18 protein-coding genes and 1 tRNA gene are annotated in these 22,551 nt (G+C 62.5%); 3 read left to right on the top strand and 16 right to left on the bottom strand.

The features are described from left to right. Positions 1 to 238: 238 nt before the first annotated feature. The 5 genes from thrB to argS form a co-directional block, all read right to left on the bottom strand. Positions 239 to 1,171 carry a homoserine kinase gene (gene thrB / locus ACX5K5_RS05685; protein ID WP_096256432.1) on the bottom strand — a complete coding sequence of 311 codons (933 nt, stop codon included), beginning with the start codon at positions 1,169 to 1,171 and terminating at the stop codon, positions 239 to 241. A gap of 103 nt (positions 1,172 to 1,274) precedes the next feature. Next, positions 1,275 to 2,375, bottom strand: coding sequence for a threonine synthase (thrC, locus tag ACX5K5_RS05680; RefSeq protein WP_096256431.1), 1,101 nt, complete (start codon positions 2,373 to 2,375; stop codon positions 1,275 to 1,277). A gap of 1 nt (position 2,376) precedes the next feature. Then, positions 2,377 to 3,666, bottom strand: coding sequence for a homoserine dehydrogenase (locus ACX5K5_RS05675; RefSeq protein WP_188686567.1), 1,290 nt, complete (start codon positions 3,664 to 3,666; stop codon positions 2,377 to 2,379). After that, the gene (gene lysA, locus ACX5K5_RS05670; protein ID WP_459175145.1) at positions 3,667 to 5,088 is read right to left on the bottom strand and encodes a diaminopimelate decarboxylase; all 1,422 of its coding nucleotides are present in this window, start codon (positions 5,086 to 5,088) and stop codon (positions 3,667 to 3,669) included. It abuts the gene before it with no gap. A 4-nt stretch (positions 5,089 to 5,092) separates the two neighbouring features. Continuing rightward, positions 5,093 to 6,733 carry an arginine--tRNA ligase gene (argS, locus tag ACX5K5_RS05665; RefSeq protein ID WP_096256428.1) on the bottom strand — a complete coding sequence of 547 codons (1,641 nt, stop codon included), beginning with the start codon at positions 6,731 to 6,733 and terminating at the stop codon, positions 5,093 to 5,095. A gap of 152 nt (positions 6,734 to 6,885) precedes the next feature. Between argS and ACX5K5_RS05660 the strand changes: the two genes are divergently transcribed. Next, a tRNA-Arg gene (locus ACX5K5_RS05660) sits at positions 6,886 to 6,961 on the top strand. Positions 6,962 to 7,074: 113 nt separating this feature from the next. Here ACX5K5_RS05660 and ACX5K5_RS05655 read toward each other — a convergent pair. The 4 genes from ACX5K5_RS05655 to ACX5K5_RS05640 all read right to left on the bottom strand — a co-directional run bounded on the left by ACX5K5_RS05655 (position 7,075) and on the right by ACX5K5_RS05640 (position 11,123). Then, the gene (locus tag ACX5K5_RS05655; protein WP_188686572.1) at positions 7,075 to 8,106 is read right to left on the bottom strand and encodes a CobW family GTP-binding protein; all 1,032 of its coding nucleotides are present in this window, start codon (positions 8,104 to 8,106) and stop codon (positions 7,075 to 7,077) included. Between the two features lie 206 nt (positions 8,107 to 8,312). Beyond that, positions 8,313 to 9,104, bottom strand: coding sequence for an ABC transporter ATP-binding protein (locus tag ACX5K5_RS05650; RefSeq protein ID WP_096256426.1), 792 nt, complete (start codon positions 9,102 to 9,104; stop codon positions 8,313 to 8,315). After that, positions 9,097 to 10,017, bottom strand: a complete 921-nt coding sequence (locus ACX5K5_RS05645; protein ID WP_096256425.1) for an ABC transporter permease — start codon at positions 10,015 to 10,017, stop codon at positions 9,097 to 9,099. The genes ACX5K5_RS05650 and ACX5K5_RS05645 overlap by 8 nt, the downstream gene beginning before the upstream one ends. A gap of 101 nt (positions 10,018 to 10,118) precedes the next feature. Further along, the gene (locus ACX5K5_RS05640; protein WP_096256424.1) at positions 10,119 to 11,123 is read right to left on the bottom strand and encodes an ABC transporter substrate-binding protein; all 1,005 of its coding nucleotides are present in this window, start codon (positions 11,121 to 11,123) and stop codon (positions 10,119 to 10,121) included. 415 nt (positions 11,124 to 11,538) lie between these two features. Between ACX5K5_RS05640 and hrpA the strand changes: the two genes are divergently transcribed. After that, positions 11,539 to 15,543 (top strand): ATP-dependent RNA helicase HrpA, encoded by a 4,005-nt coding sequence (gene hrpA, locus ACX5K5_RS05635; protein WP_459175144.1) that lies wholly within the window; start codon positions 11,539 to 11,541, stop codon positions 15,541 to 15,543. Between the two features lie 7 nt (positions 15,544 to 15,550). Here hrpA and ACX5K5_RS05630 read toward each other — a convergent pair whose 3' ends face one another. The 3 genes from ACX5K5_RS05630 to ACX5K5_RS05620 are packed head-to-tail and all read right to left on the bottom strand — an operon-like array spanning position 15,551 to position 17,528. After that, positions 15,551 to 15,979 (bottom strand): HIT family protein, encoded by a 429-nt coding sequence (locus ACX5K5_RS05630; protein ID WP_443447520.1) that lies wholly within the window; start codon positions 15,977 to 15,979, stop codon positions 15,551 to 15,553. Between the two features lie 14 nt (positions 15,980 to 15,993). Further along, positions 15,994 to 16,848, bottom strand: a complete 855-nt coding sequence (locus ACX5K5_RS05625; RefSeq protein ID WP_443458786.1) for a sulfurtransferase — start codon at positions 16,846 to 16,848, stop codon at positions 15,994 to 15,996. Further along, on the bottom strand, positions 16,845 to 17,528 hold the full coding sequence (locus ACX5K5_RS05620) for an MBL fold metallo-hydrolase (protein ID WP_096256420.1): 684 nt from the start codon (positions 17,526 to 17,528) through the stop codon (positions 16,845 to 16,847). The genes ACX5K5_RS05625 and ACX5K5_RS05620 overlap by 4 nt, the downstream gene beginning before the upstream one ends. A 141-nt stretch (positions 17,529 to 17,669) precedes the next feature. Here ACX5K5_RS05620 and ACX5K5_RS05615 point away from each other — a divergent pair, with 141 nt between their 5' ends. Beyond that, positions 17,670 to 18,074, top strand: coding sequence for a Fur family transcriptional regulator (locus tag ACX5K5_RS05615; protein ID WP_096256419.1), 405 nt, complete (start codon positions 17,670 to 17,672; stop codon positions 18,072 to 18,074). 60 nt (positions 18,075 to 18,134) lie between these two features. Here ACX5K5_RS05615 and ACX5K5_RS05610 read toward each other — a convergent pair whose 3' ends face one another. From ACX5K5_RS05610 to ACX5K5_RS05595, 4 genes are all read right to left on the bottom strand, one after another. Next, positions 18,135 to 18,992 carry a metal ABC transporter permease gene (locus tag ACX5K5_RS05610; protein ID WP_096256418.1) on the bottom strand — a complete coding sequence of 286 codons (858 nt, stop codon included), beginning with the start codon at positions 18,990 to 18,992 and terminating at the stop codon, positions 18,135 to 18,137. A gap of 6 nt (positions 18,993 to 18,998) precedes the next feature. Continuing rightward, positions 18,999 to 19,832, bottom strand: coding sequence for a metal ABC transporter ATP-binding protein (locus tag ACX5K5_RS05605; protein WP_459175143.1), 834 nt, complete (start codon positions 19,830 to 19,832; stop codon positions 18,999 to 19,001). 116 nt (positions 19,833 to 19,948) lie between these two features. Then, positions 19,949 to 21,019, bottom strand: coding sequence for a hemolysin family protein (locus ACX5K5_RS05600; protein WP_441664568.1), 1,071 nt, complete (start codon positions 21,017 to 21,019; stop codon positions 19,949 to 19,951). After that, positions 21,012 to 22,334 (bottom strand): hemolysin family protein, encoded by a 1,323-nt coding sequence (locus ACX5K5_RS05595; protein ID WP_188686586.1) that lies wholly within the window; start codon positions 22,332 to 22,334, stop codon positions 21,012 to 21,014. The genes ACX5K5_RS05600 and ACX5K5_RS05595 overlap by 8 nt, the downstream gene beginning before the upstream one ends. Positions 22,335 to 22,551 lie beyond the last annotated feature (217 nt).

Here is a 22,551-nt window from a genome sequence, read left to right as displayed (position 1 = left end):
CACCGTCCAAGCCGCTCACGGCACATAGAATGCCTGAGGCGAACGCTGGACTTAATGGGTAGATACCTCCGGGCACAAGCGTGCACAAAAAAGGGGTATCAAGGGTGCTGTGAACTGCAGAAAAGATCCGGAAGGGCTGGACGAAGAGAATTGCGGAACCCGCGTTTCCTCCGGTCAACACTGGCCAAGTGGATTCGCTACAGCGCAGTGCGCTTAGCAATCCGGTCTGCCTTGAGTGTTACAGCACTTCTACTGTAACACCGTTCGATGCCAACGCAGGCACTTTGATGTCCCATTGCACCGAAGAATCTGTGGCGAAGGACTCGATGACCGCGCGTGCGGCCTGCACGCCGGCCTCGTCGGCGACCAAGGTCAGCACCGTCGGCCCGGCACCAGAAATCACCGCGGCCAAGGAATTTTCGCGCAAAGCCGCGAGCAACGCCGCGCTTTGCGGCATCGCCACCGCCCGGTAATCCTGGTGCAGGTAGTCACGGGTACCGGCCAAAAGCACGGCCGGGTCGTTACTCAGCGCGTGAATCAGCAAGGCGGCGCTGGCGGAGTTTGCGGCGGCCTTTGCATGTTCGATCTGGGCGGGCAACACCCCGCGCGCGGCCTCGGTAGACAATCCGTTAGATGGCACCGCGAGCACCGCGCGCACCGCAGGGTGCAGCGGAACCTGCACGGAGCTAAAGCTTCCATCGGCGTTGGTCGTGGAAATGCTCAATCCCCCGAACACCGCCGGCGCCACATTATCCGGGTGTCCTTCCCAGGCGGCGGCAGCTTGGAAAATCGCGTCAATCCCACCTTGGGCTGACGCCGGTAGCAGCGCGTCGGCGGCGGCAAAGGCGGCGACGATGGCCGCGGCGGAGGATCCCATACCGCGGGCGTGAGCGATGTTGTTCTCCGCGTGCAGTTCGATGCCCACCGGCGCAAAACCGCGCGCCTTCCAGTAATTATGGATCTGCGCGATGATCAGGTGCGACTCATCGGTTGGGAGGGTGTCCGCGCCCTCGCCGAGCAGCGTGACGCGGCTGTGCTGCGCGGTGCGGATGGTAAGCCGGTCGCGGTATTCCAGGGCCAGACCTAGCGAGTCAAAACCCGGTCCGAGGTTTGCGCTGGTGGCCGGTGGGGCCACGATGATCTGCTGGCCCAGGGCGATCTGCTGCGTCATGATTCCTTCGAGGTTCGCGCGCTAGCGCTTGGGAGAAAATGCCGGTGGTCGTACTCGGCCCGCCGCGCCCTTTTTAAGGACACGGCGGGCCGGAACTTCATGGTTAGGACAGGCCCAATGCGGTGGCAACTTCCACCACGTCGAAGCCGACCTTGGTGGGTTCTACGGTGCTGCCGTCGGGATTCTGCAGGGCCCAGTTCGGGTCCTTCAGGCCGTGGCCGGTGACCGTGATGACGATCTTCTTGCCGGTCGGTACGTTGCCGGCGGCCTGGTGCTTGATCAGACCTGCCACCCCGGCGGCGGAACCAGGTTCCACAAACACGCCTTCACGCGCCGAGAGCCAGCGGTGTGCAGCAAGGATCTCTTCGTCGGTGACCGAGTCGATCAGTCCGCCGGATTCATCACGCGCCGCCTCTGCCTGTTCCCAGGAAGCCGGGTTGCCGATGCGAATGGCGGTAGCGATGGTGTCCGGCTCGGTGACCGGGTGACCTAGCACGATCGGGGCGGCCCCGGCAGCCTGGAAGCCCCACATGATCGGGGTCTTGCTGGACACCGCGTCGAGCACCTGCCCGGCCTGGTTGGTGTAGGGAGCGGCGTACTCCTTGTAGCCCTTCCAGTAGGCGGTGATATTGCCGGCGTTACCCACCGGAAGCACGTGGTAATCCGGCGCGTCACCCAAAAAGTCGACCACTTCAAAGGCGCCGGTCTTCTGGCCTTCGATGCGCGCCGGGTTCACCGAGTTCACCAGGAACACCGGGTAGCTTTCGCTGAGCTTACGCGCGACATCCAAGCAGTTATCAAAGTTGCCGTCGATCTGAATGATGTCCGCACCGTGGGCGATCGCCTGGGACATTTTTCCCATGGAGATTTTGCCCTCCGGGACCAGCACCGCACATTTGAGCCCGGCCTGGGTGGCGTAGGCGGCGGCGGAGGCCGAGGTGTTACCGGTGGAAGCGCAGACGACAGCCTTCGCGCCGGCGGCCACCGCGGCGGTCATCGCCATCGTCATCCCACGGTCCTTGAACGACCCGGTGGGGTTCATCCCCTCAACCTTGAGGTACACCTGGCAACCGGTGAGCTGCGAAAGCGCCGGGGCGAAGACTAACGGGGTGCCACCTTCGCCCAGCGTGACCACTTGGGTGTTCTCATCGACCGGCAGACGGTCGGCATATTCGCGGATGACTCCACGCCACTGATGAGCCATGTTAGTTTCCTTCAACTCGCATTACGGATAGAACGGTGTCCACCGCGTCCAGCGCCTTGAGCGCGGCGACGGTGGAGGCCAGAGCAGCTTCGGTGCCCCGGTGGGTGAGGATGCGCAGCGCGGCCGGACCGTCGCCGAGCGCAGCCTGCTGGTTCATGGATTCGATCGATACCCCATGTTCGCCAAAGATCGCAGCGATCCGGGCGAGCACCCCGGGCTCGTCAAAAACGGTCAAACCGATCCAGTAGCGGGTGCTGATCGCGGAGAAATCGATCAACTGCGCCGCGCTATCAGCCGAACCATGAGGCAGCGGGGCCCCGGCAGAGAGCTGACGGGCCACCGCAACAACATCGCCCATAACCGCGCTGGCGGTCGGGTTTCCCCCGGCGCCGGCGCCATAGAACATCAGGTCGCCAGCATTTTCTGCCTCCACAAACACCGCGTTGAACGCGCCGCGTACGGAGGCCAGCGGGTGATCCCTTTTGATCAGCGACGGGTACACGCGCACGGAAATGCCCGCCTCAAGCTTTTCCGCGATCGCCAGAAGTTTGATCACATATCCGGCGGCGGCGGCAGCAGTAACGTCGGCGGCCGACACCTCGGTGATGCCTTCGGTGTGCACCTGATCCGAGGAGACGGTGGTGTGGAAGGCCAGCGAGGCGAGGATTGCTGCCTTCGCGGCGGCGTCGAGCCCGCCCACGTCGGCGGTGGGATCGGCCTCGGCATAACCCAGCGCCTGAGCTTCGGCGAGCACGTCGTCAAAGGCCGCACCGGTGGAATCCATCGCGTCGAGGATGAAGTTTGTGGTGCCGTTGACGATGCCCATGACCTTGTTAATGTGGTCTCCGGCCAGCGAATCGGCGATCGGACGCAGGATCGGAATTGCGCCGGCCACCGCTGCCTCGTAGCGTAGCTGCGCGCCGGTGGACGCGGCCACGGCGTTGAGCGCGGCACCGCGGGCGGCGATCAACGCCTTATTACCGGTGATCACGCTCGCCCCGCGGGCCAGCGCACGTTCGATATACGCCCCGGCCGGTTCCATCCCGCCGAGCAGTTCGATGACCACGTCGGCGGAATCGATCAGCGCCTCGGCGTCGAGCGTGAAGAGCTTCGCGTCGAGCTGCACATCACGCTTGGCTTCCAGGTTGCGCACGGCAATCCCGGTCAATTCCAAGCTGGCGCCGCTGCGGGCCGCCAGCGCGCCACCGTCCTCGATCAGGATTCGTGCCACCTGGGCACCCACCGTGCCGCAACCTAGTAGTGCGACCTTCAGGCTTTTTTCACCGCTCACTTAAACTCCCATGTCACGGGCCAACAAATCGGATTCGGTTTCCCTGCGCACGATCAAACGGGCTGCGCCGTCGGCCACCGCAACTACCGCCGGACGGGTCAGATAGTTGTAGTTGCTAGACAGCGCCCAGCAATAGGCTCCGGTGCCCGGAACCGCCAGCAAATCTTGGGCGGCTACGTCGTCGGGCAGGTAAACGTCTTTCACGACTATGTCACCTGACTCGCAGTGTTTCCCAACTACGCGAGAAATAATCGCGTCGTTTTGCGTCATACGGTTGGCCAGCACCGCGGAATAATCCGCGTCGTAGAGCACCGGGCGGGCGTTGTCGCTCATCCCGCCGTCCACCGACACATAGCGCCGCGGGCTTGTGGACCCGGAACCATCCTCGACGTTGACGTCCTTGCGCACGCCCACCTCGTACAGGGTGAAGGTCGAGGGGCCTGCGATCGCACGTCCCGGTTCGATCGAGATGCGCGGGCAATCCAGCGCGAGTTCCTGACAGGTTTGCGCGACCACCTCGGCCATCTGCCCGGCAAGGATCGCCGGGGTGGAGGGGGTGTCCGCCTCGGTGTAGGCGATGCCATAACCGCCGCCTAGGTCCAGCTCGGGCAGGCTCGCCGAATGGATTTCACGCACCTGGGCCACAATGCCCAGCATCGTGCGGGCGACGATCGCAAAACCGTCGGACTCAAAAATTTGTGAGCCAATATGCGCGTGCAAACCGAGCAGGTTGATGGCAGGGGCTTCGATGGCGCGGGCGATCGCCTGCATGGCCGGCGAGGTACCGGTGGCGCCGGGCTGGATGGAGAGCCCGAACTTCTGGTCCTCGTGCGCGGTGGCGATCGCCTCATGGGTGGAGGCGTGCACCCCGGGGGTCAGCCGCAGCATCACCGGTGCGCTCACCCCAAGTTCGGTGGCGATCAGAATCACGCGTTCTAATTCATCGAGCGAGTCGATCACGATGCGCCCCACACCCATGTTCAGCGCCCGGGTGATTTCAGCGACCGACTTGTTGTTGCCGTGCAGCGAGAGCTTGGCCCCCGGCACCCCGGCGGCCGCGGCCACGGCAAGTTCGCCACCCGAACAGGTGTCCAGGCGCAAGCCCTGGTTGATCACGGTGCGGGCCACGGAGGTGCACAAAAACGCCTTGCCGGCGTAGTACACGTCGACGCCCCCGCACAGCTGGTTAAACGCTGCGTCGAACGCGGTCTTAAAACCCCGGGCGCGCGCGGCGAAGTCATCCTCGTCCATGACAAACAGCGGCGTCCCAAATTCCTTGGCGAGGGCGCTCACGCCCAGCCCCTGCACCGAAAGCTCACCGGCGGGATCCCGGGAAACCCCGGCGGCCCACTGGATCTCGCGCAGGGCGTTGACGTCGGTCGGGAAAGAGAGCCAGGCCGGAGCCAGCGGTGAAGCGGTCATAAAATTACATCCTCTCGGGCGCGGAGACGCCCAGCAGTGACAGTCCGTTGGCCAAAACCTGGGTGGTCGCGTCGTTGAGCCACAACCGGGTGTGGTGTACTTCTTGCACCGGCTCGTCCCCCAGCGGGGTGACGCGGGTGGCGGCATACCAGGAGTGGTACGCGCCGGCGACCTGTTCGAGGTAGCGGGCGATGCGGTGTGGTTCGCGTGATTGCGCGGCGCCGGCAACCACCGAAGGGAACTGGCCGAGCACCGCCAACAATTCGTTTTCGCTCGGATCGGTGAGCAGCGAGGCGTCGAAGGATGCGCGGGTCACACCCTTGGCCTGCGCGTTGGCCGAGGCGCCGAAGGAGCGTGCGTGAGCGTACTGCACGTAGAAGACCGGGTTGTCGTTGGTGTTCTTCTTCAGCTGTTCCGGGTCCAGTGCGATCGGCGAATCGGCCGGGTAGCGCGCCAGCGAATAACGCAGCGCGTCGGCACCGATCCAGTTGATCAGATCGCGCAGCTCGATGATGTTGCCGGCACGCTTGGACAGCTTTGCACCATTAACGCTGATCAATTGTCCGATCAGCACCTCGATATTTTTGTCCTTGTCATCCCCCGCACAGGCGGCGATGGCCTTGAGCCGGTTCACATACCCGTGGTGATCGGCACCCAGCAGGTAGATTTTTTCGCTGAAGCCACGATCCTTTTTGGACAGGTAGTACGCGGCGTCGGCGGCGAAGTAGGTTGGTTCGCCATTCGCGCGGATCAGCACGCGGTCCTTGTCATCGCCGAAGTCGGTGGTGCGCAGCCAGACCGCGCCCTCCAGATCGAAGATGTGGCCCTGTGCGCGCAAGCGTGCCACCGCGTCGGCCACCGCCCCGCCATCGTGCAAGGCACTTTCGGAGAAGAAGACGTCGAAGTTCACGCCGAAGTCTGCCAGCGTGGACTTAATATCTGCCAGCTGCGCGGTGTAAGCAAGTTCGCGCAGTGTTGGCAGCGCGGTTTTCTCGTCCTGCTCGGCAAGCTGTGGAGCTTCGCGCAGCACAATGTCCGCCAGCTCCTTGATGTACTCGCCCGGGTATCCACCGTCGGGAACCGGCAGGCCGTGCATGCGGTTGTAGACCGAACGCGCGAACACGTTCATCTGGTTGCCGGCGTCGTTGATGTAGTACTCGCTGGTGACCTGTGCGCCAGAAGCGCGAAGTACGCGGGCGATCGCATCGCCCAGCGCGGCCCAGCGGGTGTGGCCGATGTGCAGCGGTCCGGTGGGGTTCGCGGAGACAAATTCCATGTTCACCACGTGACCGGTCAGCGCCTGGTTGTGGCCGAAGTTCTCCCCCGCCTCCACGATGGTGCGCGCCAGCTCGCCGGCCGCGGCGGTATCAAGGGTGATGTTCAGGAAGCCAGGCCCGGCGATCTCTACGCCGCCGATGCCTTCAACCTCGGAAAGTCGTCGCACCAGCATGGCCGCGAAGTCGCGCGGCGCCATGGACGCCTTCTTGCCCAGTTGCAGCGCGATGTTCGTGGACCAGTCGCCGTGCTCACGGCTTTTGGGTCGCTCGACGCGTACGGTGTCGGGTACTTCGACGGCGATTTCGCCGGCGGCTACGGCCTGCGAAAGGCATGCGGATATGGCAGCGGAGAGTTCTTCAGGAGTCACCGTACAAGAATAGCGGTTTTTCGTGCGCTTCTTAGGCATTCATGACATAACCGCTTGTGATGCTGTAGGCATTTGACCGCCGCGTGCGGCCCGGATGGATTGCGCAGATGCCGCGGTCACCTGATAGTATTTTTCCTGTTGCTTAGCAACACGCCTCTGTAGCTCAGTGGATAGAGCGTCTGCCTCCGGAGCAGAAGGCCGAAGGTTCGATTCCTTTCAGGGGCACCAGCAAAAAGGTTCCGCGTCGCTGCGGGGCCTTTTTCTTTACCCTTTTCCAGCGCCCGATCTTACCGCGCTGCCGCCAGATCTCACCGCGCTGCACCCGGTTGCACCCGGCTGGGCTAGGCGCTGAGCCGTGCGTGGCGTTGTAACCGACGCATTCCCGCAGCATCCGCCGCCCCGCTTGGTTGCACCGCGGTTTCCAGCACCGCGCGCACCGCCTGTTCATCGATCCCCACACCGATGGCCACCAGCCCCGGTTGGTTGCTGGCCCGATCGCTGGCCCGATGGCTGGCCACATGGATCTGCCGGCCGGTGAGATTCACCGCCCACCACTTTGCGCCACGCGCGGTAGCCACCGGCACAATTCCCTTCAACCGGTACACCCCGGACGGCGGGCGTTCAAGCAGATCGACCAGCGCGCTCGCGGAAATCGGCTCCGGCGCGTCCACCGTCACCGCCGCCGCATGCTGGTGGGTGTGCGATCCATGTTCGGCGCGCAGCAGTGCGCCCAGCGGTAGCTGATCCTCGGGATCTTCTGCCAGGGCCACATCGAAGACCAGATCCGGGTCGATCGCCCCACGCCGGGCCCGTATCAATGGCAGCTGCCCGTTACGTAGCGCGATCCGCGCCGCGATGCGCGCCAGCTGAGCCTCGTGGTCTTGCTCGCTGCCCTCGAGCAGGTCGATCTTGTTCAGCACCACCAGCGAGGCGGCTTCAAAACGTGCAGGTGGTTGATCGTGGGTATCCACCGTGTCAAAGTAGTTCGCCGCGTCCACCACCTCGATCAGCCCGCCGGGGCGCACATTTTTTGCCTGACTGAAACGAATCAGCCGGGCGAGCGCCAAGGGTTCGGCCACCCCGCTGGCCTCGATGATGATCGCATCCAGTCGCAGCCGAGGGGCCGCAAGCGTGGCCAACGCCTGGTCTAATCCCCCGGAGTCATCCAGACAGCACACGCAGCCGCCGGCGATCGACTCGGCGGCATCCACCTGCCCGGTGATCAGTCCCGCGTCGACGTTGATCACCCCAAAGTCGTTGACCACTACGCCGATCCGGGCGCCGGGAGTGCGCAGCAAATGGTTGAGCAGCGTGGTTTTTCCGGCGCCTAAATACCCGGTTAACCCGATGACCGGAATCTGTGTGCGTGCCATCTACCCTCGCCTGTCTGCCCTTGCTTGATCTGCCCGGCCTGCCGTGCTTGTTCTGGCCCAGCGGTTTCGACTTCCACAGTAGTACGGCGCGGCGCCTTCAACCCAAAGATCGGCAGGTTAACGCAGCAAGCCGCCGGTGAATCCCGTCAAACGAAGGGAACACCGGCGGCTAGCAATACTGCACGGGCAAAACTACCCAAGCGACCTTACTGAAGCATCGTGCGATCATCGAGCTGCGCGCCCTTGATCTTCTCGAACTCGCCGAGCAGCCCCTTGACCGTCATCGCGGACTTCGCCTCCTGGTCCAGATCCAGAATGATCTGCCCATCGTGCATCATGATCAACCTGGTGCCCAGCGCGAGCGCCTGCTCCATATTGTGGGTGACCATCAGCGTGGTGAGCCGGTGGCGTTGCACGATCTCGTTGGTCAGCCGGGAAACCAGCGCCGCACGCTGCGGATCAAGCGCCGCGGTGTGCTCGTCAAGCAGCAGGATCTTCGGCTTCGAGAAGGTGGCCATCAGCAGGCTCAGCGCCTGACGCTGACCACCGGAGAGCAGCCCCACCTTGGTTTTCAGCCGGTTTTCCAGCCCGAGCTCCAAGGACTTGAGCTCTTCGACGAACAGCTCCCGACGCTTGGCGCTCACTCCCATGCTCAGTCCACGGAATCGGCCGCGGGCGTGAGCCAGCGCCATATTCTCTTCGATGCTCATCGTCGGCGCGGTGCCGGCCATCGGATCCTGGAAGACCCGGCCGATGTACTTCGCACGGCGGTAATCGGCCATCCGGGTGACGTTTTTACCGTCGACGGTGACCGAACCGGTGTCCGGGTACAGCTTGCCAGCGACCATGTTCAGCACCGTGGATTTACCGGCGCCGTTGGAGCCGATGACGGTGACAAATTCGCCGGAGCCCAGCGAGAGGTTGATATCGCGGAGCGCCTTGCGCTCGTTGACCGTTCCGGGGAAGAAGGTCCGTGACAGGTTCTTAATTTCAAGCATTGCTGCGCACCTCTTCGGTGATCGGTTCGGCGTCCGAGTCCTTGCGTTTGAAGTTTTTCATAATTTTCTGGAAGCCCTTCCACTTGGGAAGCAGCAGCGCAACGACCACCAGCACCGCAGAAATCAGCTTCATGTCGTTGACCTCCAGGCCGGCGACCAGCGCAAACTGGATGACCAGGCGATAGATGACCGCACCGAAGACGACGGCCACCGCGGCCAGCCAAATGTAACGCTGGGTGAAGATTGCCTGACCGACGATCACCGAGGCCAAACCAATGAGGATCACGCCGATACCCATGCCCACGTCGGCGAAGCCCTGGTACTGGGCGATCACCGCACCGGAAAGCGCCACAAAACCGTTAGACAATGCCAGGCCGAGGATCTTCTGGTTGTCGGTGGAGACACCGAAGGAGCGGATCATCTCGTGGTTATCGCCGGTGGCGCGCATGGCCATGCCCATCTCGGTGTGCAGAAACCAGACGATCGCGGCCACAAAGAGCAACGCGACGGCGAAGAGGATCAGCACCGAGCTGGCAGAGCCGAGAATTCCGGCCGCACGCAAGGGGCTGATCAGCGTGTCTTCGCCCAGCAACGGCGTATTTGCCTTGCCCATAATGCGCAGGTTGATCGAATAGAGCGCGATCATCGTCAAAATACCGGCGAGCAGGCCGTCGATCTTGCCCTTGGTGTGCAGCAGACCGGTGATCGCCCCGGCGACCATGCCGGCTAAGAAGGCCAACGCGGTGGCCAGCCACGGATTCATTCCGTTCACGATGCCTACCGCGGCGACCGCGGCACCGGTGGTGAAGCTGCCGTCGACGGTCAGGTCCGGGAAGTCCAGAATGCGGAACGTCAGATATACCCCGAGCGCCATCAACGCGTAAATCAGCCCGAGTTCAACCGCTGTGATCATTTGTGGATCCTTGAGTGGTAAGAAAGTTCATAGGTCACGAAGAAGGCGAGGCGTTAATTTCTCGCGCCTCGCCTCATTCGATGGTGGGTAGTGCTAAAGCCCTAGTAGGTTTCGATCGCCTGATCCTTGAGCTCCGCTGGGAATTCAAGGCCGATCTTCTTCGCTGCGGTCTCGTTCAGGTACAGGTCAACCTCGGTCAGCGTTTCTACCGGCATGCTGGCAGGCTTTGCTTCACCCTTGAGGATCTTGTCTGCCATCTTTGCGGTCTGCACGCCGAGCTTCTCGTAGTTGATGCCGAAGGTGGCGGTAGCGCCACGCTTGACCGAATCACCATCGGCGGCGATCACCGGGATCTTCTTGGTCTGTGCGGTCTGCAGCAGGCCTTCCAACGCGGAAACTACGGCGTTGTCGGTGGGCACGTAGAACGCGTCGACGTCTAGCGAGTTAGCCGCCTGCTGTACTTCCGAGGGAGCGGAGATTGCCGACTCTTCGATGGTTAGGCCCAGCTGCGCGGCCGCATCCTTGGCCCACTGGACCTGAACGGCGGAGTTCGCTTCGCCCGAGGAGTAGACGATGCCGACCTTCTTGGCGTCTGGGGAGATCTGCTTGAGCAGTTCGAGCTGTTCCTTCACCGGGTTCTTGTCCGAGGTGCCGGTGACATTTGCGCCCGGTGCCTCGTTGGAAGCTACCAGCTTCGCGTCCACTGGATCGGTGACGGCGGAGAAGAGTACCGGAATGCTGGTGATCGACTGCGCCGCAGCCTGAGCCGATGGGGTGGCGATCGCGAGAACCAGATCGATGTCCGAATCTGAGGCGAGCTTGCCGACGATCGAGGCGTTGGTGGCCTGATCGCCCTGGGCGTTGTTGTCGTCGTAGGAAATCTTGTCGCCGGTGTACCCAGCTTCTTCCATACCCTTTTTGAAGCCCTTGGTGACTGCGTCCAGTGACGGGTGCGAAACGTACTGGATGGTGCCGATCTTGACCGGCCCCTCCGCAGCGGCGCCGTTGCCTGCGGCTTCCTCCCCGGTACTGCCGCCACAAGCGGTCAGTGCCAGCGCGCCGGAGGCGGCAAGTGCAACAAGTTTCAAAGCGGTGAAGCTCTTCATGGTGTTCCTTTCAACAAGTTCCCATATGCGAGTGATGTCCCCATGCCCGACCGATTCGGTAACCGGCCCGTCAGCGAAGACGAACCGGAGCGGGAACTACCCGAACCACGTGCAGGTGATTACCCACGATCTTACATGTGAACGACCTCACCTAGGCTTCAAACCCGAGGTGAGTAAAGACGTTTAACCCCACAATCGCCCCCTAACGCGCACAACTGCACGATTTGCGCCGATCCTCAGGCAAATCCGTATCTTCGTTCGCGAAACTGGGCGCGGGACACTGGACGGAACGAAAAATTGACAGCCCCGCAAATGTGACACAAATCAACGGTTTATCCCGCGAGCGGGGGCCTCGCACGGCCTGCGGTGCCCGAAGTCGGCGTTGCTGAGCATCGGGCCATAGAATGGGATCATCATGGCCATCAGCATTTCTTATCCCGAAACCCTTCCGGTATCCGCGCGTCGCGAGGACATCATCGAGATGATCCGCGCAAACCAGGTGGTGATCATCGCCGGCGAGACCGGGTCCGGTAAAACCACGCAGCTACCCAAAATGCTGCTGGAACTCGGGCTGGCACAGAATGGCATGATCGGGCATACCCAACCGCGCCGCCTCGCCGCACGCACCGTGGCCGAGCGCATCGCCGAGGAGCTGGGCACCAAGATCGGCGACGAGGTGGGCTTCCACGTGCGTTTCACCGGCGAAGTCTCCCGCCAAACGCAGCTGAAGGTGATGACCGACGGCATCCTGCTGGCAGAAATCCAGCGCGACAAGCTGCTCAAAAAGTATTCCGCGATCATCATCGATGAGGCGCACGAACGCAGCCTGAACATCGACTTTTTGCTCGGTTACCTGAAAGAAATTCTGCCTAAACGGCCGGACTTTAAACTCATCATCACCTCCGCGACCATCGACCCACAACGTTTTGCCACACACTTTGGCACACTCCTGGACTCCGGTGAGGTTGACCCCGCGCCCATCATCGAGGTTTCCGGGCGTACCTTCCCCGTCGAAATCCGCTACCGTCCGCTGGAGGCATCCACCGAGGAATTATCCGACGAGGACACTAATTCGCTCGAAGATGACCGTGATCCGTTGGACGCGGTCACCGACGCGGTGCGTGAGCTGGCAAACGAGGCGCCCGGGGATATCCTGATCTTCTTCTCCGGGGAGCGCGAAATTCGCGATGCCGCCGACGCGTTACGCGCGCTGGTGGTGGCAAACAAAAAGTTGCCGCGCTACCAGGTGTTACCTCTGTTCGCCCGGCTCTCGCTGACCGAACAGCATGCGGTCTTCCACCCGGGGGCCGCGCCACGCATTATTTTGGCAACCAACGTGGCCGAAACTTCGCTGACGGTGCCCGGCATCAAGTACGTGATCGACACCGGCACCGCGCGCATCTCGCGCTACAGCCACCGCACCAAGGTGCAGCGGCTGCCGATCGAACGGGTCTCCCAGGCCAGCGCTAATCAGCGTTCGGGGCGTTGTGGGCGTGTCTCGGAGGGCATCGCGATCAGGCTGTACTCCGAGGCAGACTTCGAGTCGCGCCCGGAATTTACCGACCCGGAAATTCTGCGCACCTCGCTGGCAAGTGTCATCTTGCAAATGATTTCGATGGGTGTGGTGGCCACCGCCGCCGAGGTCTCAAACTTCGGTTTTGTGCAGCCGCCTGACGCGCGGGCGATCTCCGACGGGGTGAACCTGCTGCGCGAGCTCGGGGCGCTGAGCGAAGACAAGCGCGCGGTGGTGACCGATGTGGGACGCAAACTCGCGTTGCTTCCGCTCGATGTGCGGTTGGGCCGGATGATTTTGGAATCCGCGAACCGTTCGGTGGCTAAGGAACTGATGGTGCTGGCTGCCGCGCTGAGCATCCAAGATCCGCGCGAACGACCCAGCGAAGACACCGGGCAGCGCGAAAAAGCCGCGCTGCTGCATAAGCGCTTCGCCGACGAAAAGTCGGACTTCATCGGGCTGCTGAACCTCTGGGCTTACCTCCAAGAACAGCAAAAAGAGCTGTCTTCCTCGGCGTTTCGCCGGCTGTGCAAGTCCGAACACATTAACTACCTGCGGGTGCGCGAGTGGCAGGATCTGTTCACCCAGCTGCGCCAGCTGTCCAAGTCGCTGCAGATTACCGTGGCCGCCGCACCGATTGACCCGGCGGCGAACGAGGATCAGGTCCACAAGTCGCTGCTGGCCGGGTTGCTGGGGCACATCGGGCTCTATGATGAACGCAAACGCGATTACCAGGGGGCACGTGGCGGGCGCTTCGCGATCTTCCCGGGATCTGCCCTGTTTAAGAAGTCACCGACCTGGGTGATGGCCGCCGAACTGGTGGAAACCTCTCGGCTGTGGGCGCGCACCGCGGCGGTCATCGACCCGGCCTGGGTGGAGGAACTCGCGCCGAATCTGCTCAAGCACAGTTATTCGGAGCCGCACTGGTCCAAAAAAATGGGCTCGGTGATGGGCTACGAGAAGGTCACGCTCTTCGGGCTGCCGATCGTGGCCAAGCGTCGCATGCACTACTGGCGGGTGGATCAGCCGCTGGCCCGCGAACTGTTTATCCGCCACGCCCTGGTAGAGGGCGATTGGCGTACCCACCACAAGTTCTTCGCCCGCAACCGGGCGGTGCTTGCCGAAGTTGAAGAGCTCGAAACCCGGATGCGCCGTCATGACCTGCGCATTAGCGATGAGGACCTCTTCGACTTCTACGACTCGCGTCTGGGCGAAAATGTTGTCTCCGAGCGGCACTTTGACCGCTGGTATAAGCGTGCGGCGGCCGCCGATCCTGGGCTACTGGACTTTGATCCGGCGGCGGTGCTTGCCTCGGATGCAGATCAGTTGGATGAGACCGCGTTCCCGCGCACCTGGTCCCACGGTTCCATCGCGCTTCCGCTGTCTTATGAGTACAACCCGGCGGCTACCGGGCCCGAGGGTGACGGCGTCTCGCTGCAGGTTCCGGTGGTGTTCTTGAACCAGTTGGATCCGGCACGTTTTAGCTGGCTGATCCCGGGGCTGCGCCACGAACTGATCACCGCGTTGATTCGTTCGATGCCCAAGGCGATTCGCAAGAACTTTGTTCCGGCTCCCGATGTGGCCGGCCGTGCGCTCACCATGTTGGAGGCCGATTTTGACCCGGACAGCGACGATTTGGCGCAATCCTTAGCGCTGGTGCTGCGCCGTTTGGGCGGCATTGTGGTGGACCCGGGCGTGTTTGATTTTTCCACGCTTCCAGCGCACCTGCGCTTCGGTTTTGAGGTGGTTGACTCGGCCGGCACGGTGCTTGGACGAGGCGATGACCTGGCCGCGTTGCAGTATAAGTTGGCGGCGGCGAACCGGGCGGCGCTGGCCAGTGGGGTCAACTCCCCTAGCTCCGCTCGACCGGCGGCCCCGGCGGCCGGTAAGACTGGTGCTGCCGGTAAGACTGGTGCTGCCGGTAAGGCTGGCGCGAAGGGCAAAAATGTCCAGGGCGCGAAGGGGGCGCAGGCTTCGGCAGTTGCCGGGTCTTCGGAATCTTCCGGATCTTCCGGCCAGTGGGATCAGCATGGGCTAACCGCCTGGCCGGCGCTGCACACTCAGGCGGACGTACTGCCGACAAAGGTCACCACCACCGTGATGGGGCAGGAAATTACCGCTTATCCGGGGTTGGTGGATACCGGCAAGGATGTGAGCCTGAGCGTTTATCGCAGCTCCGCCGAACGCGACAGCGCACATCGCGGCGGAATTATCCGTTTGCTGATGCTGCGCCTGCCGGCCGCCTCAAAGTTTGTCATCGGGCATCTGAATAATGCCGAGCGGCTGGCCTTTAGCCAAAATCCGCATGGTTCGATCGATGAGCTGATCGCCGATTGCACGATGGCCGCGGTGGACAAATTGGTCCCCGAGGCACTGCCGATGGATCGTGCCGGATTTGAGAAGTTGTTTGAAACGGTGCGCGCCGAGCAAATCGACACAGTTTTTGCGATCACCGCGGTCATTTCCAAGGTGTTTGGCTCCGCAACCCGGGTACACACCGCGCTGAAGTCGACCAAGTCGCTGGCGATGTTTGCCGCGGTCAGCGACATTCGCTCGCAGCTGGAACAGCTCATTTACCCAGGGTTTATCGCCGCAACCGGGGCCGGCCACCTGATGCGCTTGCCGCGCTATTTGGAAGGCATCGAATCACGTCTGGCCAAGCTCACCTCCGGGGCGGTGACCAGGGATGGCCACGGGCTGATGGTGATCCAGAAATTAGAGGATGACTACGACGCGGCGCTGGCCAAGGTCCCCGAGGGAGCTCGCACTCCGGCGGGGCTGCGCGAGGTGAAGTGGATGCTCGAAGAGATGCGCATCTCGCTGTTTGCCCAAGAGTTGGGTACCGCGTATTCGGTCAGCGAGAAGCGCATCCGCAAGGCGATTAAGGATTCGCTGGCGGCGCTGTAGGGTGCGCCTAGTCGGCCGGGACGAACTGCGCGTAGCCGTCTTCACGCAAGGCCGCGCGCAGTGTGGCCGCATTCTCATCCATGCGTGCCGGATCCGGGTTGACCGCCGCGTTGGACAGGTCAAAGTCGGCTAGCGAATTGGTCGGCCAGACGTGCACGTGCAGGTGTGGAACCTCAAAACCGGCGATCATCAGCCCGACACGCGCCGCATTAAACGCACGTTTCTGCGCGCGGCCGATCTTCACCGCCACCAGGTTCAGGTGCGTGAGCAGTGCGTCGTCCGCGTCGGTAAATTCGTCGATCTCCGCGCGCGGCACCACCAGGGTGTGGCCATCGCGCAGCGGTCCGATGGAAAGGAACGCGACGCAGGTCTGATCGGACCAGATAAAGCGTCCCGGGATGTCTCCGTTAATAATTTTGCTAAAGAGCGTGCTCATAAAGGGCCTTTCGGTTAGTGACGGTGTTGTTCATCGCTGGTGGTGACTGGCGCCTGCGGGTAGGAACAGTATTGTGACCAGCTGCCCGGGTAGAGCGCGATCTGAAGCCCGGCCTGGGCGCCGGCGAGCACCTGGTGGCAGGCGGTCACCCCGGACCCGCAATAGGCGGCTAACCGCGCGTCATCCCCGGCTGTTTTCGCGCCCTGTTGCAGAGTTTGAAAGGCGCGGGCTAGGTCGGCGGGTGGCAAAAATTTGGCTTGCGCGTCGAGGTTGTCGGTGGTTGGCCGATTACGCGCCCCGGGAATATGCCCGGCCACCGGGTCGATAGGTTCCTCGATTCCCAGGTAGCGGGCGGTGGCGCGCGAATCGATCAGCGTGCCGGTAAAACCCTCTAGCTGCGCAAAGTCGAGCACCGGCATGGCGCCCCAGCTGAGTTGCACGTCCCCGGGCGGGTTATTTTCCTCCCCGCTTGCCAGCTGTCCGCCTAGCTCTTTATACGCGTCCAATCCGCCGTCGAGCACCGCCACCTGGTCAAAATCCGCGTGGCGCAGTAACCACCAGGCGCGGGCTGCGGCCAGCGCGCCGGAATCATCGTAAATTACCACGGAGGAATCCTGACCGATCCCCCACCTGCGCGCGCTCGCCTCAAATTCTGCGGGCATTGGCAGCGGGTGGCGGCCAGAATGCGTGGTGGTGGTGGTCCCCGACAGTTCGGTGTCTAGGTCGACGAACACCGCGCCGGGAATGTGTTGTGCGGCATAGTGCGCCTTGCCGTCGGTGCGGCCCAGCACCCAGCGCACGTCAAGGAGCACTAACGTGGGCTCGGCCAGCCGTGCGGCCAGCTCGGAGGCCGAAATTAGTGGTTTCATGCGTCCGTTCCGATCTGTGCAAGTTCGTAGCTGGTGCCCGGCTCTAGTCGGCGCAGCCTCGCGCCGGAGCCCTGGGCTCGGGTCGATAGTTGGGTGTCAAAGAGGTTGCGGCCACGCTCGTTGAGCAGCCCGTCGTGGATCGGCACCCATACCGGCGCACCCACCGCGGTAGCAAAATCCATGGTCTCCGCGATTTTTGCCCACGGGGCCATCAGCGGCAGCGCCAACACCTGCGGCCGAATCCCGATGGGCACCTGATAGCTGTCACCGGGGTGGAAGAGCTCGCTCTCGCCGAGCAGGTAGCCGAGGTTCGCCACCAGCTCGATCGAACTATGAATGGTGGCGTGGGTGCCACCGAAGGCGCGCACGCGGATTCCGCCGACCACAAAGTCGTCCCCGGCCTGTACCGTCGTAATCTGCGCCTGGTGCGGGCCGGGCAGCGCCGCACGCAGGGCCCGGGCCAACGCGTCGGGCGCATAGACGCGCAACATCGAATTTTCGATCACCGCGCTCACAATCCGTGGCTGATCTGCGTGGTCCGCATGCTGATGGGTGAGCAGCACCGCGTTAATGCCGGTGAAGGCCCCGGCAAGCTCGGACCAAACGCCCGGATCGAGCAACAACGAACCGTCGATGGTGGCCACGTGAATGGCGGAATGCCCGCGTAATGTGATGCGCATAGCTTCAGCCTAGGCCGACGGCGCGCCCTCGGCCAGTCACAGACACGGATCTTGCTGGGAAGTTGGCTAAAATTGAGGTTCTAAGGGCGCGCTTGGGCGGGCCCGGACCAAAAAGTTTTCAGGAAGGAACGGTGCAGCGAGATGACGCAGCCAGAAACCCGCGTGACCAAACAGAGGCTCGCGGTATCCGAGGCGTTGGGCGAGGTCGACGATTTTGCCACCGCTCAGGAACTGCACCGCTGGCTGGTGGACACGCAGAAGAAGGTCTCGCTGGCCACCGTATACCGGCTGCTGCAGTCGATGGCCGACGATGGCCTGGTCGATGTGTTGCGCAGCGGTGACGGCGAGGCGCGTTTTCGGCGCTGTGAGACCGAGGTGCACCACCACCATCTGGTCTGCCGGGTGTGTTCGAAGACCGTTGAGGTGCTCGCCCCGGCGGTGGAACGCTGGGCGGCGCGGGTGGCCGCGGAAAATGGGTTCACCGACCCGGAGCACACCGTAGAAATTTATGGGCTCTGCGAGGACTGCCGACGCAAAGCCAGCTGAGCAAAGCCGCGACTCAACCGCCGGATCGTCCGGCGGATCAGTCCGCGGACCTGCTGGCGGTTAAACCTGGTGTTTACGCGGACTACGCAGCGCTTCCACGCCGCGGCAGACCAGGTAGATCACGAAGGAAATGGTGGTCACGTACGGGCTGATCGGCAGCGAACCGGCCAATGCGAGCAGGATTCCGCCGAGCACCGAAATTTCGGCAAACACGATCGCTAAGATCACCGTCAGTGCCGGGTTGGAGCTGATCCGCAGTGCCGCGGCGGCCGGGGTGATCAGCAGCGCCAACACCAATAGCGCGCCAACCACCTGGATGGCGACGGCCACCGCCAACGCCAAAATCACCATAAAGATGATCGATAGTCCGCCGGTGCGGACGCCTCGGGCGTTGGCCAATACCGGGTCCACCGAGGCGAAGGTCAGCGGGCGCCAGATAAGGATCAGCGCCAGCACCACCACCGCGCACAACGCCAGCATGCCTCCTAGCTGCACGTCGTCGACCGCGACAATCTGCCCGGTGAGCAGGCCAAACTTATTTGCACTGCGCCCTTCATAGAGCGAGAGGAATAGGATGCCCAGGCCCAGGCCGAAGGGCATCAGCACCCCGGTGATCGAGTTGCGATCCTTAGCCCGGGTTCCTAAGACGCCGAGCACCAGTGCGGCGATCAGCGAGCCGGCCACCGACCCGGTCACCACATCGACCCCGATGAGCAGCGCAAAGGCCGCCCCGGCGAAGGAAAGTTCGGCGATCCCGTGGACCGCGAAGGCCATATCGCGCATCATGATGAAGATGCCGATCAGCCCGCCGACGATGCCCAGGGCGGCGCCGGCGATCAGCGAGTTGGACACCAGCGGCAGCAGTAGCCCATAGTCGTCAAAGTTCAACGTGCGGTCGATAAAATCTGCGAAGTTCATCGTCGTTTACTTCCCGCTCTCTCGCGTGGCATCCTCGGCGTGCTCATGCCCGTCGGGCGGTAATTGGCGTTGCCCATCGCCGCTGACCACCACGATCCGTCCGTTGACGCGCAGAACTTCCACCGGGGCACCATAAAGCCTGCTCAACACCGAGGACTGCATCACCTCGTCCACGCTGCCGAGGTGGAACTTGCCCTCGGCCAGATAGAGCACCCGGTCCACATAGGGCAAGATCGGGTTGATCTCGTGGGTGACGAAGATGACCGCGGCGCCGTGCTGCGCGGCCTGGTGGTGAATGACCTGGCTGATCGCCTGCTGATGGTGCAGGTCAAGGGAGAGCAATGGTTCATCGCACAGCAGCACCCGAGGATCCCCGGCCAACGCTTGGGCGGCGCGTAAACGTTGCTGTTCGCCGCCGGAGAGGTCACTCACCGGGCGGTCCGCGTACGCGCTGGCGCCGACCAATTCAAGTAGCTGATCGACCTTGGTGTGCACCGCCTTGCGGGCGATGCGGATACCGGGCCGGTTGCCGTCCACCCCGAGTGCCACCAGATCCCGCGCGCGTAAGGGAACGTTGTCACCAAAAGGGCGTTGTTGCGGGATCAGGCCGACCAGGTTCGAGCCGCGGCGAACCGGGGCCCCGGCGATGGACACGGTCCCGGAATTCAGCGCGGTGGTGCCCAGCATGGTGTTGATAAAACTGGTTTTGCCCGAACCGTTGGGCCCGAGCACCGCCAAAAATTCCCCGGGCCGCACCTGCAGGTTCAGCTCTTGCCACAGCACCCGCGAGCCGAAGGCCAGGGTAGCTGCGTCGAAGGTGACGATCGGGGATGTACTCATGAACCGGCTTCCACATGTAAAGAAAAACTTAAAGAAAAACTGCGGCATCGTGGGCACGATGCCGCAGTTAACTCTACCAGTTGAGACTGGTTCGCAATACGCGTTTGTTTGTGAGGCTAGTTGCCCTGTTGGGAGCTCGGCGGGGCGTGACGCTTCTGCGTCGAATCGCTAATCTCGCCCACCAACACCTCGATAATGTCCTCCAAGAACAGCACACCGATGGTGGCACCGGCCTCGTTGACCACTGCCGAGAGGTGATTGCCCTCCTGACGCATGCTCTCCAGCGCCTCCTCGATTTCGGTATCCTGCTTCACCACACCCAGTGGGTGCAGCGGCAGATCCCGCAGCGGCGCGGTGGAGTGTGCATCGTCGATCAGCATCACGTCCTTCACATGCCAGTAGCCCACCGGCACGTCCTCGCGGGTGATCAGCATGCGCGAATAACCGGTCTTGCCGACCTTCTTTTCAAATTCGCGCGCCGTGGTCTGCCCCCACTCTAGGGTGAAAAGCTTGTCAACTTTCACCATGCAGGAGGCCGCCGAGACGGTGGAGAACTCCAGCGCCTTGGTCAGCCGCAGTGCGTGCTTGTTTTCTAGCGTGCCCTCCTGCGAGGAGGTATCGATAATCGAACGCACCTCGGCGGCGGTATAGGAGCTAGTCACCTCGTCCTGCGGTTCCACACCGAAGAGCTTCAGGAACAGGTTCGCCGCGCCGTTAAGCATCGAGATGATCGGCTTGAGCACCTTGGAGACGCCCACCAGCGGCATCGCCAACAGCATCACCGCCTTGTCCGCGACGGACACCGAAATGTTCTTCGGCACCATCTCGCCGAAGGTCACGTGCAAGAAGGTCACCAGGACCAGCGCGATCAGGAAGGCGGCGGTGTCCGCAACCTCGACCGGCATCCCCAGTGCCATCATCGGCACGCCGAGCAGGTGGTGCAGCGCAGGTTCGGAAATGTTCAGGATCAGCAACGAGCAGACGGTGATGCCCAATTGGCAGACCGCGAGCATGATCGAGACGTGCTCCATGGCGAACAGGGCAACCTTCGCGCGTTTATTTCCCTCATCGGCCAGCGGTTCAATCTGTGAGCGGCGCGCCGACATCACGGCAAATTCGCCGGCCACGAAAAACGCGTTGATCGCCAGCAGAATGAAGAGCCAGGCGATTCCCATTAGGTCACTCATGGGTGTCCTCCGCTACGGCCGGGGCAGGTTCAAAACGTACCTGCGCGATTCTTCGGCCATCAAGTTCGGTCACCGTGAAGGTGCCGGCCTCGGTGTGCACCGTGTCGTTCAATTCGGCCAGGCGTCCAAGCTGCGAAAGCATAAAGCCGCCGATGGTGTCGTAGGCCGAGTCATCGGGGATCACATCCGTGTCGAAGTGCTCGTTAATGTGGTCCGGGCGGTTCATCCCGGGGAACAGCCATTGGCCATCGGGCTGGGTGACCGCTTCTTCCTCGTCCTCGTCATGCTCATCGGAGACTTCCCCGACGATCTCTTCGACCAGGTCTTCCAGGGTCACCAGTCCGGCGGTGCCACCGTATTCATCCATCACGATCGCTACCTGGAATTCCGCGGCGCGAAGTTGTTCGAGCAATACATCGAGGTGAATGGTTTCCGGTACGTAGAGCGCGTCGCGCGCAAATTCGCCGACCTGCAGCGCCGCACGACGTTCGCGTGGCACCGAAACGACGGCTTTGACGTGGCAGATGCCCTGAATTTCGTCGCTGGAGCCCTCGGTGACCGGGAACCTGGAGAACCCGGTATCCGCGCTCATTGCGATCAGTTCGGACAGGTCCGCCTCGGATTCAATGGTGGCCATCGAGGTGCGCGGGGTCATCACATCGGCCGCGGTGCGTTCGGAAAATTCAATGGTTGATTCCACAAATCGCGCGGTCTGAATGTCGAGGGTGCCAAGTTCCGCGGAACGGCGAACCAGCGAGGCAAGTTCTTGGGCACTGCGGGCGGCGGAAATTTCTTCCTTCGCTTCGAGGCCGAAGAACCTGCGCAGGATCATGTTCGAAAAACCGTTGAGCAGCACGATCGCGGGCTTAAAGATGGCGGTGAATACCAGTTGTGGGCGGGCCAGCACCTTGCCCACGGCCATCGCCTTGGCGATCGCCAGGTTCTTGGGTACCAACTCGCCGATCAGCATCGACAGCAGCGTGGCCACCACCATGGAGATGACTACGGCGACCGCGGTGGCGCTGCCGCCGCCAATGCCGAAGTTTTCAAGCACCGGGGCGAGCAGCTTACTCATCGCCGGTTCAAGTACATAACCGGTGAGCAGCGTGGTCAGCGTGATACCTAGCTGACAGCTGGATAGTTGTGTGGACAGCGAGGTCAGGCACTGCAGTAGTGGTTTTGCGCCTGCTTCGCCGCGATCGATGGCCTGCTGGACCGTGCTCTTATCGAGGGCGACGAGCGAAAACTCGACCGCCACAAAAAAGCCGGTGCCAAGAATAAGCAGTACACCGAAAAGTATGAAGATCCATTCCATGGGCGGTTAGCCACGCCCCTGGAATCGTTGGGTCAGAAGGCCTCTAGTTTGCTCTAAGCGGCAACTAGAAGGCTCCAATCGGGAGGCAGAATCTGCCAGGCGTTCGGTGTGATGGCCGGTGCTGCGCCCGCGGGCGACGGACCGGCTTGGAGAATGAGATTCCATAGTGCGATTTAGTCTAACGAAAGATCGCCGATCGCGCACAATATTCTCCGAC

Source organism: Glutamicibacter bergerei (genome assembly GCF_054495185.1).
This window is presented reverse-complemented; position numbering and strand designations above follow the sequence as displayed.

Bases quoted from the DNA above. Each gene is read 5' to 3' on its own strand.
- ACX5K5_RS05640 (WP_096256424.1), bottom strand. From the start codon at position 11,123: ATGAAGAGCTTCACCGCTTTGAAACTTGTTGCACTTGCCGCCTCCGGC.
- lysA (WP_459175145.1), bottom strand. From the start codon at position 5,088: ATGACCGCTTCACCGCTGGCTCCGGCCTGGCTCTCTTTCCCGACCGAC.
- ACX5K5_RS05645 (WP_096256425.1), bottom strand. From the start codon at position 10,017: ATGATCACAGCGGTTGAACTCGGGCTGATTTACGCGTTGATGGCGCTC.
- hrpA (WP_459175144.1), top strand. From the start codon at position 11,539: ATGGCCATCAGCATTTCTTATCCCGAAACCCTTCCGGTATCCGCGCGT.
- ACX5K5_RS05620 (WP_096256420.1), bottom strand. From the start codon at position 17,528: ATGCGCATCACATTACGCGGGCATTCCGCCATTCACGTGGCCACCATC.
- thrC (WP_096256431.1), bottom strand. From the start codon at position 2,375: ATGGCTCATCAGTGGCGTGGAGTCATCCGCGAATATGCCGACCGTCTG.
- ACX5K5_RS05615 (WP_096256419.1), top strand. From the start codon at position 17,670: ATGACGCAGCCAGAAACCCGCGTGACCAAACAGAGGCTCGCGGTATCC.
- ACX5K5_RS05605 (WP_459175143.1), bottom strand. From the start codon at position 19,832: ATGAGTACATCCCCGATCGTCACCTTCGACGCAGCTACCCTGGCCTTC.
- ACX5K5_RS05600 (WP_441664568.1), bottom strand. From the start codon at position 21,019: ATGAGTGACCTAATGGGAATCGCCTGGCTCTTCATTCTGCTGGCGATC.
- ACX5K5_RS05655 (WP_188686572.1), bottom strand. From the start codon at position 8,106: ATGGCACGCACACAGATTCCGGTCATCGGGTTAACCGGGTATTTAGGC.
- ACX5K5_RS05650 (WP_096256426.1), bottom strand. From the start codon at position 9,104: ATGCTTGAAATTAAGAACCTGTCACGGACCTTCTTCCCCGGAACGGTC.
- ACX5K5_RS05625 (WP_443458786.1), bottom strand. From the start codon at position 16,848: ATGAAACCACTAATTTCGGCCTCCGAGCTGGCCGCACGGCTGGCCGAG.
- ACX5K5_RS05595 (WP_188686586.1), bottom strand. From the start codon at position 22,334: ATGGAATGGATCTTCATACTTTTCGGTGTACTGCTTATTCTTGGCACC.
- ACX5K5_RS05610 (WP_096256418.1), bottom strand. From the start codon at position 18,992: ATGAACTTCGCAGATTTTATCGACCGCACGTTGAACTTTGACGACTAT.
- ACX5K5_RS05630 (WP_443447520.1), bottom strand. From the start codon at position 15,979: ATGAGCACGCTCTTTAGCAAAATTATTAACGGAGACATCCCGGGACGC.
- thrB (WP_096256432.1), bottom strand. From the start codon at position 1,171: ATGACGCAGCAGATCGCCCTGGGCCAGCAGATCATCGTGGCCCCACCG.